This is a genomic window from Microbulbifer agarilyticus (assembly GCF_020171345.1).
In the GTDB taxonomy this organism is placed as follows: Bacteria; Pseudomonadota; Gammaproteobacteria; order Pseudomonadales; family Cellvibrionaceae; genus Microbulbifer; species Microbulbifer agarilyticus_D.
In genome coordinates, this window is the sequence record NZ_JAIUZM010000001.1 from 776,810 (window position 1) to 790,663 (window position 13,854).

The 13,854-nt window shown below is 56.4% G+C and carries 10 protein-coding genes; 4 read left to right on the top strand and 6 right to left on the bottom strand.

What is annotated here, in order from left to right:
* From LCM31_RS03180 to LCM31_RS03195, 4 genes are all read right to left on the bottom strand, one after another.
* Window positions 1-417: an MnhB domain-containing protein gene (locus LCM31_RS03180; RefSeq protein ID WP_224867495.1), complete on the bottom strand. Its 417-nt coding sequence runs from the start codon at window positions 415-417 to the stop codon at window positions 1-3.
* Window positions 414-2,723, bottom strand: a complete 2,310-nt coding sequence (mbhE, locus tag LCM31_RS03185) for a hydrogen gas-evolving membrane-bound hydrogenase subunit E (protein WP_224868651.1) — start codon at window positions 2,721-2,723, stop codon at window positions 414-416. The genes LCM31_RS03180 and mbhE overlap by 4 nt, the downstream gene beginning before the upstream one ends.
* A 139-nt stretch (window positions 2,724-2,862) precedes the next feature.
* A complete protein-coding gene (locus LCM31_RS03190) occupies window positions 2,863-5,775 on the bottom strand; it encodes a M16 family metallopeptidase (protein WP_224867497.1) in 2,913 nt (970 codons plus the stop codon).
* Between the two features lie 293 nt (window positions 5,776-6,068).
* Window positions 6,069-6,590 carry a hypothetical protein gene (locus tag LCM31_RS03195; RefSeq protein ID WP_224867498.1) on the bottom strand — a complete coding sequence of 174 codons (522 nt, stop codon included), beginning with the start codon at window positions 6,588-6,590 and terminating at the stop codon, window positions 6,069-6,071.
* Window positions 6,591-6,776: 186 nt separating this feature from the next.
* Between LCM31_RS03195 and LCM31_RS03200 the strand changes: the two genes are divergently transcribed.
* The 3 genes from LCM31_RS03200 (at window position 6,777) to LCM31_RS03210 (ending at window position 9,163) form a co-directional block, all read left to right on the top strand.
* Window positions 6,777-7,223 carry a DUF3574 domain-containing protein gene (locus tag LCM31_RS03200; RefSeq protein ID WP_224867500.1) on the top strand — a complete coding sequence of 149 codons (447 nt, stop codon included), beginning with the start codon at window positions 6,777-6,779 and terminating at the stop codon, window positions 7,221-7,223.
* A 185-nt stretch (window positions 7,224-7,408) separates the two neighbouring features.
* Window positions 7,409-7,909, top strand: coding sequence for a hypothetical protein (locus tag LCM31_RS03205; protein WP_224867502.1), 501 nt, complete (start codon window positions 7,409-7,411; stop codon window positions 7,907-7,909).
* Between the two features lie 288 nt (window positions 7,910-8,197).
* Window positions 8,198-9,163, top strand: coding sequence for a transglutaminase domain-containing protein (locus tag LCM31_RS03210; protein WP_224867504.1), 966 nt, complete (start codon window positions 8,198-8,200; stop codon window positions 9,161-9,163).
* Here LCM31_RS03210 and LCM31_RS03215 read toward each other — a convergent pair.
* Both LCM31_RS03215 and LCM31_RS03220 read right to left on the bottom strand, forming a co-directional pair.
* The gene (locus LCM31_RS03215) at window positions 9,151-11,007 is read right to left on the bottom strand and encodes an ABC transporter transmembrane domain-containing protein (RefSeq protein WP_404804060.1); all 1,857 of its coding nucleotides are present in this window, start codon (window positions 11,005-11,007) and stop codon (window positions 9,151-9,153) included. The two genes, LCM31_RS03210 and LCM31_RS03215, sit on opposite strands and share 13 nt — an antisense overlap.
* Before the next feature lie 97 nt (window positions 11,008-11,104).
* Entirely contained in the window at window positions 11,105-12,745 is a 1,641-nt protein-coding gene (locus LCM31_RS03220) for an acetolactate synthase large subunit (RefSeq protein WP_224867508.1), read from the bottom strand.
* Between the two features lie 314 nt (window positions 12,746-13,059).
* Here LCM31_RS03220 and LCM31_RS03225 point away from each other — a divergent pair, with 314 nt between their 5' ends.
* Window positions 13,060-13,854, top strand: coding sequence for an outer membrane protein OmpK (locus LCM31_RS03225; RefSeq protein WP_224867510.1), 795 nt, complete (start codon window positions 13,060-13,062; stop codon window positions 13,852-13,854).

Here is a 13,854-nt window from a genome sequence, read left to right on the forward strand (position 1 = left end):
TCAGTCCACCTCTATGGTGAAAAACAGAGCCAGCACCGCGCCCAGCACCGCCAGGTAAATGCCTACATCGAACAGCAACACCGTGCTGATCGGAATGCCCTTGTCGCCTTCGCCACCGCCGATAAAGAGCCACAGGCCGGTAAACGGCGGAAACCCCTTGAGCAGGCCCGGCACCGCGGATGCCAGGGAAAGCAGTGCGCCGATGGCCGCCAGCTTCACCGGGGAAACGCGCAACGCCGCGCGCGCTTCCTGCAGACTCCAGGCCAGCGCATACAACACGAATGCGGCGGAGGCGATTAACCCGGCAATAAACCCACCGCCGGGCAAATTATGCCCGCGCATTAACATGTACACGGAAAACAACAGAATCAGCGCAACCAGCAAGCGTGTGGTGCCCTGGAGGATGACGGAGCTCATGTCTGTTCCTTTTTCGTATCGGCGAGCGACACTCTCGGTTTGAGTTTGCGCCGCAACAAGGCGGCGGCACCGACCGCAGCCACCAGCACCACTACCACCTCACCAAAGGTATCCAGTGCGCGGAAGTCCACCAGAATCACATTGACGATATTGCGCCCGAACGCCTCGGGTACGGCAGCAAGTTCAAAGTATTCTTTGGTCGGGCTGATCAGCGGCTGCTGCAGTACCGCCAAGATCGTCAAAGACACCGTAGTACCGACCGATACGGCGAGTAGCGCATCCACAAAACGAAACCCAGTCCCACTCACCTCGGTGGCGTGCGGCAAACGGTGTAGTGTCAGCGCAATCAGCACTAAAAACAGCGTCTCCACCAACAGCTGGGTGATCGCTACATCCGGTGCACCGAAAAACAAAAAGATCAGCGCAATACCGACCCCCATACCACCGAGGCTACAAATGGCGGTCAGCGGCGTACGAGTGCATATCGCCACCAGAGAGCCGGCAAACACCAGCGCCATCGCCGCCCATTCCTTCACCGTCAGGCGCTCCCAGTTCACGGCCATATCAAAACCGCCGCTGCGCATCAGCCCCCACAACAACAACACCGAGGCAACAGCAAATACCGCCGCCAGATAGTGTTTGAGAATGCCGTGTTGTAGATGGCGGGTATGCAGCGCCGCACCGCGTTTGAATAAATCCAGGCCGCGGTCCCACTGGGTGTCCGAGTTCGCCGGGAGCCATTTGGCAATCCAGTTGAGAAAGGCGCGAATTTGCGGCTGCAAATAAAATGCGAGTACGCCCAATGCAAAAGTGGTGATACTCATCACCAGCGGGAGATTGATGCCATGCCAGAGTTTTAATGACACGGATTCCTCTCGCCCCATGGTGGCGGTTACCGCGGGCCCGACCAGGGTGTCGGCGATCAGTGCGGGCGCCAGGCCAAAGGTCAGCCCCAGTAGTGCCATCACCAGCGGGCTGATCCATAACCCCGGTGATGCCTCGCGCACCGACTGCAATTTTTCCGGCAGACGCCCCCAGAAAGGCCGCAGCGCAACTGTGGCGGCAATGGCGACCATCAATGCATTGGCAAACACGGCGGCCCAGGCCACAAAGGTGGGCTCCTCGGCAATCGCCAGCGCCCCCTCGTATTTCAATTCCTTACCGATAAAACCGAGAAATGGCGGGAACCCCGCCATGGAAAAGCCGGCGGCGGCGGCAATCACAAAGGTAATTGGCAGGCGCTTGCCCAAACCGCCGAGCGCAGTTATCTCACGGGTGCCGGTCTGGTGGTCGATAATCCCCACCACCATAAATAGTGCCGCTTTGTAAAAAGAGTGCACCAGAATAAACGTGATCGCCGCGGCAATGGCCACACTGGCCTCGGAGCCGAGGAACATAATCAGGATACCCAGCGCCACCACCGTGGTGTAGGCGAGTGCGAGTTTCAGGTCCGTCTGTCGCATGGCGAGAATCGCAGCAATCACCGCCGTCACCGCGCCGACGATATTGAGCGTCAACAACCAGGCTTCGCTGCCACCCAATACCGGATACATACGCGCGAGCAGATAGATGCCGGCCTTTACCATAGTGGCGGAATGCAGGTAGGCGCTGACCGGGGTGGGCGCGGCCATGGCGTTGGGCAGCCAGAAGTGGAAAGGTAATTGCGCAGATTTGGTAAAGGCGCCGATCAGTACCAGAATCAAAATCGGCAGGTACAGCGCGTGGCTATGCACCTTGTCTCTCGCCGCCAGTACTTCGACAAAGTTGTAACTGCCGACAACCATCCCCAGCAACAGCAAGCCAGCCAGCAAGGCCAGTCCGCCGACCGCGGTAATCAGCAATGCCTGCAGCGCCGAGCGCCGCGCGCTGGCTTTTTCATGATTGAAACCGATCAGCAGGTAGCTGGCGATGGTGGTGATTTCCCAAAACACAAACAGCGTAATGAGATTGCCGGCCAGCACCAGCCCCAGCATGCCGAGCATAAACAGAAAGAGATAAAAGAAAAATCGCTGGATCAGCGGATGGCCGCGGAGGTAAAACTTGGCGTACAGCGCCACAAAGAAACCGACCCCGCTGACCAGTAGACCGAACAGCAGGCTTAAACCGTCAATCAGGAAATTCAGCTCGACCCCGAGACTGGGAACCCAACTGACGCCGAACACCAGTGGCGCGTGCTCCCGCACTGGGCCGATCAATGACAGCAGCCAGAGCGTGACCCCGAGGGGGAAAGCCAGTAGCGCCAGCGACCAAATGCGTTCGCCCCATCCTGTGGGCGGCTGGTCGCCGGAGTGCACCTCCGTGTCCATCACTTCTTTACAACATCCATGTCAGCGGCGCAGACTGTTACCGAGCTGCGCTGCCGCATTACTCCATGAGGAAATTTTTTGCGTGCGGCAAGTATAGACGCAGGCAGGCGTTCTCTTTTTTACCGCCCACCGCTCAGTCTTACGGTGGTGAGTGCAATTTGGCGAGTTCTTCCTTCTTCAGCAGCTTTACATTAAACAGCTTGAGATCTTCCAGCCGCTGCAGTTGCGTCGCCTCATCCCCCACTACAACCCAGATCATCGAGTCGGGCAGCATATAGGTCTCGGCAATTTTCTGCACCTTGGGAATCGTCATCGCCTTGGCCACCGCCTCGCGCTCGCGTACAAAGTCCGCCGGCCAGCCGAATTCGCTCATACTCTCCAGCACACCCAGCTTGGCGCCGGCGGTTTCGAAGGCGCGGGCGTTACTGCGAATAAGGAAAGATTTCGAGGTTTGCAAATCCTCCTCGGTGTAGGTGGGCCCGAACTCCTTGAGTACATCATTAATTAACTGTACCGATTCCCCGGTGACATTGGCGCGTACACCACTGCCAATGGTGAACTGCCCCTCGTGTTTGTTACCGGAAATACTGGAGCTGATGCCATAGGTGTAGCCCTTGCCCTCGCGCAGTAACTGGGTCAGGCGAGAGGCGAAGCCACCGCCACCGAGGATGTAATTGGTGAATACCGCCGGATAATAATCTTCCGATACCACCGGCATCGCCATGCGCCCAATGCGCAATACCGACTGCTTGGAGCCGGGCACATCGATAAAGTAGATACCGGGCTCGGCGGGTTCGGATTTCGGGTTGGGGACTTCCACCGCTTTCGCCGGCCACTGCTTGGCCAGCTGTTCCGCAGTGGCCATAAAGTCCGCCTGTTGGATATCCCCCACCACATGGGCGCGGGCCACCGACGGCGACAGGTAGTTGTTGTAGTAGGCCTTGAGGTCGTCCATGGTAATCGCATTCACGGATTCCTCGGTGCCCAGACCACTGTAACCACGGATATTGTCTTTGCCGTGGAGCAGGCGGGCAAAGTTCTTGCCAGCGATCGCGTTGGGCTCGCCCTCCGCCTGTTTGATCTGGCTGATAACGCCCTTCTTCGCCAGCACCAGCTCCTTCTCATCCCAGCGCGGTTCCAACAGCATTTCCTGCAACAGCGCGAACACCTCGTTGAAGTTGCGTGCCAGGGTCGTCACATCAAAGCGAAAGGTATCCTGCCCGGAATAAATACCGATGCCGGCACCGAGTTTCTGGATGGCCGTTTCCAACTCTTCCGGCGTACGGTTTTTGGTACCGCGGCCCATCAGTATCGCCGTGAGGTGCGCCACACCGGTTTTATCGATACTCTCCTGCAATTGGCCGCCGTCCATCACCAGGCTGAAGCGCACCGTCGGCACTTCGCTGTTTTCGATGCCCAGCACTTCGATGCCATTGCCCAGCTTGCCGCGCCAGACATCCGGCACCACTGGTTCCGCCGGTTCGCCGTATTCGGGCTCCTTGAGGCGGTCAAACGTCGAAGGGGTTTTCTCGTATTCCGCACTGCCGGAGGCATCAAACTGCGCCTCCGCGCCGGCGACCACCTCCTCTTCCACCACTTGTGCGGCAACAGAGCCGTCCAGCGCTAGATCCTTTTCACCGCGTGGCACAAAGCTCGTTGCGATATAGGGCTTACCCTTGATGTATTTCTCGTACACGCGGACCACATCTTCCGACGTCACCGCCAGCAGGCGTGCAATGTCCTTGCTTACATAGCCCGGGTCATTGGCGTAAATCTGGTACTGGGCCAGCTGGAAGGCCTTGCCCACCACACTGGAGAGACTGTTGTAGAAGGCCACCTCCTGGCCCGCCTTGATACGCTCCAGGTCTTCCTCGGATATGCCCTCTTTTTCAAACAGGGCAAAGCTTTTTTCGATGCCCGCGTAAATCGGGTCCAGCGCACCACCGGCAAACGCCTGTGTCTTGAGCTGCATCTGCCCTGCCAGTTCCGATTCATAGGCGTACATGGAAACACCCGGGGTCAACTGCTCTTGTTCCACCAGCACTCGGTACAGGGGCGCACGCTTGCCCACAGAAAGGTAATTTGCGAGTACCGCCAGTGGATAACTGTCGGCGTTATAACGGGGCACGGTGGGCCAGGCCATGGTGAGTTGTGGCTGGCGGGCAAAGTTGTCTTCGTAATACAGACGCTTGGTTTCCTTCAGGGTCACCGGCTGCTTGGCTGCGCGTTCCACCGGCTCGCCCTCGGGAATCTCATCGAAATACTTGTGCACCAGCTTGCGCGCCTGCTCTGGGTCAAAATCTCCGGACACCACAAGGGTCACATTGTTCGGCACATACCAGCGGCGGAAAAACGTCTTCACATCATCCAGCGTGGCATTGCCGACATCTTCCAGCGAACCAATCACCTGCCAGCTATATGGGTGCCCTTCCGGGTAGAGGTTGCTGTCGATCACATACTGGGTGTGGCCGTAAGGGCGGTTATCCACGCCCTGGCGCTTCTCGTTCTTTACCACCTGTTTTTCTTTCGCCAACACCGGGTCGGTCACCGTATTGATAAACCAGCCCAGCTTGTCCGCCTCTGCCCAAAGCATTTTTTCCAGCGCGTCTTTCGGCACCGTCTGGTAGTAATTGGTGACATCCCGGGAAGTAGAACCATTGGCACCGGAACCACCGATGCGTGCACTCATCGCATCTAGCCCGCCCTTGCCCAGGTTCTCGGACTCTAAAAACAACAGGTGCTCGAACAAGTGCGCAAAACCGGTACGCCCCTCTACCTCACGCGCCGAACCCACATGGGCAGTGAGTGACACCGCCACCACCGGATCGGAACGGTCGATGTGGAACACCACGTTGAGGCCGTTATCCAGCTGGAACTGCTCGTATTCGATGGAGAAGTCAGGTTTGCCTTCGTCCTTCGCCTGCTCTTCCGGCGCAGCTTCGCTTTCAGGTTTGGGCGAGAGTTCCGTCTGTGAGCGGTCGCAACCGGTCATACCTACAGATAGAAATATTGCAGTAAACAGCGTCAGGGCGGCGGTAAGGTTGCTGGGCATGAGGCATTCCTTTGCGTTGTTATGCAAGGAAGATAGCAGGTGTGTCGAGGCTAAGCGATGGAGTTTTGACGGCCGCCCCAAAAGACGATCGATATGGCAAAGAAGTTATTTGTTGGCTAAGTGACTGAAGCAATCGATTGCGAAAAATTGAGTTTTTCACCAATCACCGGGACAATTAACAATAGGTACTATCCCGTCTGCCCCCCACACACAGATAACACGTCCATTTGCGAATAACGAAAACTGTAAATTTTATCGAGATACTAAAGGCTATCGCACTTGTTAAAACTTACTCAGATTGCTTTTTTACTATTTTTACACTGATATTCAAAATCCCTCTTACCGCCCCAATTAACTAGCCCCATATGTATATTTCCCGGCGCTAAAATTTCCGGTGAATACTCGCACGCTCTATCTAGCAACCCCATGCCAGTTGATAGGCCCACCTCAAATGCGCCCGTTTTATTAGTTTTCTTAAGTATGAATGTTCCCAAATAGGTAACCTCCCCATTCTTCACTTCAAATTCGAGCGGATTCGCAAGTGGTATATCCAAGCCATTGACAAGACCGTTCATTAGCTCACTGCAGTCAAAATGAATAATTCTATAGATCCCCGAACGGAGTGAATGAACGGGCTTTCTCGAGGCCAAATGTGTTATACGGCCTCGATTATATAGCGCTAGCTTGCAGTCTTTACGCCGACTGTCATCCTTTAAGTAAAAATCGAAGACAACATAACCTGCGCCAGACTGAACATCCTCAATTGAGGCGCATGCGGATAAAAAAGTAATCGCTAACAAAGTGGCCCACTTCAACTAGTTCACCTAGGTTGCTTTCTATTAATGTAATTATTTAAGGACTTCCACAGCCCAAAATACGTGGTAATTTGCCATCGACTAAGGTTTACCCGTAGCCACGCAAAATATAGTCGAAAATCAAATAGTCGACTTAAGCGACATTATTGGGAACACATAGACTACCAGTGGATAATTTTGAAACGTATGACGTTCTTATCGGCTCCAATTCTAGCGCCATTGTTTCGGGCTGCTCACACCCTGATTATTGCGGCAATATTCAGCCTTTGCGGTTGTGCCACTACCGCAGGCTTAAGCTGCAAACCGGGCGAACAGCTGGAAATCCACGACCAACTTTTCTTCGGCACAGAAACATTCACTGGTGAAGTATCAGACGCCGAGTGGCGGGATTTCCTTGCCAACGCGGTGTCACCGCGCTTCCCCAACGGATTTACGGTTCTCTCTGGCAGGGGACAGTGGCGCGGTAGCAGTGGCGAGATTGTACGTGAGCGCAGCAAGGTGTTGTTGCTGGTGCATCGGGAAACGGCAGGGTCCGACACCGCCATTAACGAGCTTGTGGATATCTACAAGCAGCGTTTTCAACAGGAGTCGGTACTGCGGGTGCGCAGCCCGGTGTGTGTTTCCTTCCGCTAAATCGCATTGTTACCCGTTTGCTTTGCCAGCCTCAAACGAAACCAGACGTGCAACAAGATAGGTGAGGGTTGGCGCAGCCATGGCCGAACTGTTCCGACGGGTATCAATTTGCCTACACTGAGTTTCTTAAACCGTGACACCTGTCATGCTACCGAGCAGCAGTGCGCCAAGGATAATTCGTCGAAATGGGAAAGAAATACCTCTATAAAAGCTGGCGACGGGCTTTTGGACACATGTTTGCCCTCGTATTCGCATTGGTGTCGTTGGGCATTGTGGTATCGACGGTGGTTAGTGCCATTGTCAGTATTTTCGAGGGAGAAGGAGTATCCAGCGCCACCAATATCGCTTACATACTTGTCAATACGGCAACCAATTTTGTTGTTGCATTGACCATTTTCGAGTTGGCCTATTTGATCGATTTAGAGCTCGCGGTACCTCCGGGGTCTGAGCCCAGTGTTACCGAAATCCTGCAACGTGACTTACCGCGCTTCATCGGCACCATTATTTGCGCTGTCGCACTTGAGGGGCTGATTTTGATCCTCAAATACAATACCGAACAGGCCTATGATCGTATTTATATTGCGGTTGCCGTGATATTGAGCGCGGCATTATTGCTGGTGGCGTTAGCGCTCTATCTGAAATGGTTCCCCCTGGGGAAAACACTGGAGCACCACAAGGCGCCATAGCCTGCTAAGCAAAGCGACTGTGTGTATGGCTGTATTCGCCGGAGCACTATTGCGCGCTCGTTTTTAGGCATTCCAGCGCCAGTGGTTTCTCCCAGCCAAAAACCGAAACCAGACCCTAGCCTCCAGTCATCTTTCTCCTATTCGACCGGCCGCCACCACCGCTCAGTTCGCCGACGTGTTACCGCCTAGATTTTCGTTTCACCCCCATTTTCAGCAATTTCGTCGAGCCAATGCATCTAAACCAATATTTATGTGCATCAATACTCCAACTTTCAGGAGAATTGACTTATGCGATGGATTGCGATTTTAGCCAGCGCGACGCTGGCTGCATGTAGCAGCTCGACGACACTGCCCGGGAATACTGCTGCCGGGAGTGAAGAACTCAGTGCGCGCGTTGCCCCACTTATCCACAGTGCAGACGCAGCCAGCGGGCTGCCACTTACAAGCACGTCTCTGTCCCCTTTGCCCTGGGAACAGGAGGGGCAGCTGCCCCCACAGACAGATCTGCAGCCGCTGGCGCCGGATCTGCTCGCGGTATCGCCGGAAATGAAAGCGTTTGTGGATTCGATCGACCCGTCACTTTCACCCAACCAGCGTATGCGGCAAATTTTGCGCACGCTGCGCCAGCAGCGGTTTTATATGGAGTACGATCTGGATACCACGGCCACTGCTGCTGAAGCGTTTTCACAGCAGCGGGGCAACTGTATTTCGTTTGCCGCGATGATTGTGGCGCTGGCGCGGGAGGTGGGCGTACCGGCGCACTTCAACCAGGTGCACGTACCACAGGAGCGGCGCGCCACCCGCAGCAACAGTGGGCGGGTACTGGTCGAGAACGTCCTGCATATCAATGCGGAAATATCCTATGGGTGGAGCACGCGGATTGTGGAGATGAATTTTGAGCCACGCTCGCGCTACCGCCACGAGAAGCTTTCGGATGAGGACGTACAGGCGCTGTACCTGAATAACCTGGCCTTGAACGAAGCGCGGGACGGGAACATCGACACGGCGATCGGCATGACCCGCGAGGCGCTGACACTAACACCGGAATCTTCGGTGGTGTGGAATACCCTTGGCTATCTGTACCGACGTCAGGGCAGCCTGGATCTGGCGGAGCTGAGTTATACCCGTGCCATTTCCCTGGACAATTCAAATATCGCCGCCAAGAGAAACCTACAGCGGGTGTACCAGCTGCAAAGCCGACGTGAGCTGCTGCAGGCGGCCGGGTCACCACAGAATTCAGGTCAGGATTCCTGAGTTTGCGCCTCGCGAAATTGCAGCTCGGCGAGGCGTTTGTACAGTGGGGAGCTTTCCACCAATTGCTGATGTCGACCCTGGGCAACCAGGCGCCCATTTTCCAGCACGGCGATATTGTCCGCGTGCAGAATGGTGGCAAGGCGGTGGGCAATAATAATTGTGGTGCGATCGTTCATCAGCGTTTCTAGCGCACGCTGCACATGGTGTTCGCTCTCGGCGTCGAGCGCACTGGTAGCTTCGTCCAGCAATAGAATTTTTGGGTCTTTAAGAATGGCCCGGGCAATGGCCAGACGCTGTCGCTGCCCACCGGAAAGCCGCGCGCCCTGCTCGCCCAGGTGACTGTTGTAACCATCCGGAAGTTGCTCAATAAATTCATGGGCGTGGGCGGCCTTGGCGGCGGCAACGACTTCCGCATCGCTGGCATCGGGCTTGCCGTAGCGTAGGTTGTACCAGACGTCTGCGGTAAACAGTGCGGGCTGCTGTGGTACCACCGCCATCTGACTGCGCAACATCGCAGTATCGAGATCGCGAATATCGATTCCGTTTAACGTAATGCACCCACTTTGCGGATCGTAAAAGCGCTGCAGCAAATCCATCATCGTGGATTTACCCGCGCCCGAAGGTCCGACGAGAGCCAGACTTTTGCCCGTGGGCACATCTAGGCTCAACTCTTCCAATGCAGGTTTATCCGGCCGCGAGGGATAGTGGAAAGTGACTCCCTCAAAAGCGAGCTCGGCTTCACCTTCTGCGCCGTCGACCGTGCTCTCTGCATCTTGCCCACCGGTTTGAGATGACGCGATTGTACTGACCGGGATTTCCGCTTCGACATTCAGCAGGTCGATCAACCGTTCGGTGGCACCGGTGGCACGCTGCAGCTCGCTATAAACCTCGGAAATGGTGGCCACCGCCGACCCCATCATCACCGCATAAAAAACAAAAGCGGCGAGGTCACCGCTGGTGATGCGCCCGGCAATCATGTCGTTGCCACCGACCCAGATCAGGCCGCTGACCGCGCCGAACATCATCAATATCACTACCGCAATAAGCAGCGAACGCTGGCGCACGCGCCGCTTGGCAACGCCAAACGCGATTTCCACTTCACCAGAAAACGCCTGCATTTCATACCGCTCACGGGTGTAGCTCTGCACGGTTTTAATATGCTGGATAATTTCTCCAGCGTAGCTGCCCACATCGGCAATGGAGTCCTGGCTTGCCTTGGAGAGTTTGCGCACCCGGCGCCCGTAAAGGGTAATCGGCAGCAGCACCAGCGGTACGCCGATCAGTACCATCAGGCTTAACTTCAAATTGGTGAATAATAGAAGAATCAGCGCACCGACAAACATCAGCGCACTGCGCAGCGCCATGGAAAACGAGGTACCGATGATCTGCTGCAGCAGGGTGGTATCGGTGGTGAGGCGAGACATAATCTCGCCGCTGCGGTTGGTTTCGAAATAGCTCGGATGCAGGGTAACGATATGATCGAATACCGCCTTGCGCAGATCCGCCACGACCCGCTCGCCCAGCCAGGAAACCAGATAGTGCCGGGTGTAGGTGCCCAGGGCCATCAGCACGGCGAGCACCATAATAATAAACACCGCGTGGGACAGCGCTTGGGTGGAATCGCCGGTTAGGCCCTCATCCACCAGCAGCCGCACGCCCTGGCCGATGGACAGGGTGATAGCCGCGGTAAAAACCAACGCCACCGCTGCACACATCAGCACCAGCTTGTAGGGCCGCACGAATGGCCACAGCGCCCTGGCCATGGCGCCAGCGCTTACACTTGAAGATTTTGGTGATAGCGACGGAGCAGAGTCGGTTGCGGTGGGCGCAGGGGAGTCCGGCATAAAGAGAGCCTTCTGTATAAATCAAACCGCGATAGTATGCCGTTGCCCGCCTTCAGGCCAGACTGGAGAGCCCGTTCCCCCAATAGTCGTTTCACATTTACAATTTGGCGGAGAGCTCGCGAATCTCGCGGTTTAAAATCCGGTCGTTATCGCTGTAGTCCATGGGGATATCGATCAGGTGTATCCCCCCTTCCTGCATACAACGTTCAATCGTGGGGCGAACATCTTCGGTGTGTTCTATACGGTGGCCGCTGGCCCCATAGGACTCTGCGTAGGCAACAAAATCCGGGTTGCCAAAATCCAACCCAAAGTCGTGGAAATTCATCTGCGACTGCTTCCACTTGATCATGCCGTAGCCGTCGTCACGCAGAATTAAAATCACCAGGTCGAGCTGCAGGCGCACCGCCGTTTCCAGCTCTTGGGAATTCATCATAAATCCGCCGTCGCCACAGATCGCCACCACACTGCGATCCGGGTGCACCAGCTTGGCGGCCATGGCGGATGGGAGCCCGGCGCCCATGGTGGCGAGGGCATTGTCGAGCAGCACGGTATTGGGCTTGTGCGCTTGGTAGTTGCGCGCAAACCAGATCTTATACATGCCATTGTCCAGCGCGATGATGCCGTTATCCGGCACCGCCTCGCGCACCTCTTTTATCAAACGCTGAGTCTTTACCGGGAAGCTCGCGTCCTGTGCGCCGTCCACAATATGCTTGCGCAGCGCATCGCGAATACGGTGCGCGTCGGTGAAGCTCCAGTGGCTTTGCGGCTCGAGCTTTTCTTTTATCTGCCACAGGCTGTTGGCGATATCCCCCACCACTTCAATCTGCGGGAAATATACCGGGTCGACCTGCGCGGAACTGAAGTTAATATGCACCACTTCCGGCCCGCCCGGGCGCATAAAGAACGGGGGTTTTTCCACAACATCGTGACCGACATTGATTATGAGATCGGCCTGGTCAATGGCGCGGTGCACGAAGTCACCGTCGGACAAGGCGGTGTTGCCGATAAAGTGCGAGCCCGCTTCGTCGATCACGCCTTTGCCCATCTGCGTGGTCACTGCGGGGATACCAAACTTTTCCACAAATTCCCGCAGCATCTTTGCAGTGAGTTTGCGGTTGGCACCGGCGCCGATTAACAGCAGCGGCTTGCGCGCGGCAGCGATGGCCTGCACCGCCTGGCACACCGCTTTATTCTCGGCAATGGGGCGGCGGGTATAGCTGGGCTCCAGCACCGGCATGGTGGAGTGCTCGCGGGCGATATCTTCCGGCAGTTCCAGGTGCGTCGCACCGGGCCGCTCTTCCTCCGCCTGCCGAAATGCCTCGCGCACATGCGCCGGCACATTGTCGCCACTGACGATCACCTTGGTGAACTTGGTCAGCGGCTGCATCATGTCGACGATGTCGATAATCTGGAAGCGCCCCTGCTTCGAGCTTTTGATCGGCTTCTGGCCGGTAACCATGACCATCGGCATGGCGCCGAGCTGCGCGTAGGCGGCCGCGGTCACCAGGTTGGTAGCACCGGGGCCTAGGGTAGAGAGGCACACGCCGGCGTTGCCGGTCAGCCGCCCGTAGGTGGCCGCCATAAAACCGGCCGCCTGCTCATGGCGGCCTATCACCAGCCGGATCTTGGAACCGCGCAGGGATTCCAACAGATCCAGGTTTTCTTCTCCGGGGATGCCAAAAACGAACTCGACGCCTTCCGCTTCCAGTGCGCGCACAAACAGATCCGATGCTTTCACCAAACTCCCTCTCTAATGCCTTCGCCAGGGGCCATATCTAGCGCCACCGCTACCCCGCTGAGCCCCGGGAATGCGCCGATCCAATTGCAATAGCAGCGTAGCAGACGCGCCATGTTTCCAGTCCCGCCCATATTAACTGGCGAACTCAACCATCTTGTTGCTGACCTCACAGTCTGGCGCCGAAAGCCTTGAAAGTGCCCCATAAGTTCCGGTACATTGCGCGCCTATTTTTTAGCCATAGTTTTTAGCCAGAGAGTGACTTCCAAGTCGCTCCGTGTGTCGGGAAGGATTCCGCCAGCTCACTTGAGGTAACCATGAAGCTGACCCAGTCCCTGCCCGCCCTATCCCTCTCCCTGCTGACCGGCCTGTTCGCCGCTGGCACCCAGGCCAAAACCCTGTGGAGCGACAACAGCCTGACCGCGCTGCACGGTAAGAACTACGAAGTGAACTACGGCCTGTCTACCGACGACAGCACCCGTAACGTCCTGACCTTCGAACACGTGAGCGGTCACACCTGGGGCGACCTGTTCATGTTCGGCGACTACCTCAAGTCCACCGACGGTTCTGCCGAACTGTACGGTGAAATCTCCCCGCGCCTGAGCCTAGGCAAGCTGGGTAACGATGTGGCATTTGGCCCGGTAAAAGACGTGCTGCTGGCTGGCCAGCTGGAACTGGGCAATACCGATGACCCGGACAACCTGCTGGTAACCGGCGAACGCTTCGTCAACAAACTGGCGGGTGTGGGTTTTGACCTGGACGCGCCGGGCTTTGCCTACCTGCAGGCCAACGTTTACCACCGTAACAACGAAAAGCGTGCGGACAACGAGCAGCTGACCCTGGTTTGGGGCCTGCCGTTCACCATCGGTAGCGAATCCTTCCTGTACGACGGTTTTATCGACTGGGCCAGCGCTTCCCGCGATGTACACGCCAGCCTGAACTTTACTTCCCAGCTGAAGTGGGACATTGGCGCGCGCAGCGGCAACCCGAAGAAGCTGTACGCTGGTGTTGAGTACGTGCACTGGAACGATAAGTTCGGCATCAAGGACGGCACCTTCGGTATCGATTCCAACGAGCGCAACATCAACCTGCTGCTGAAGTACCACTTCTAA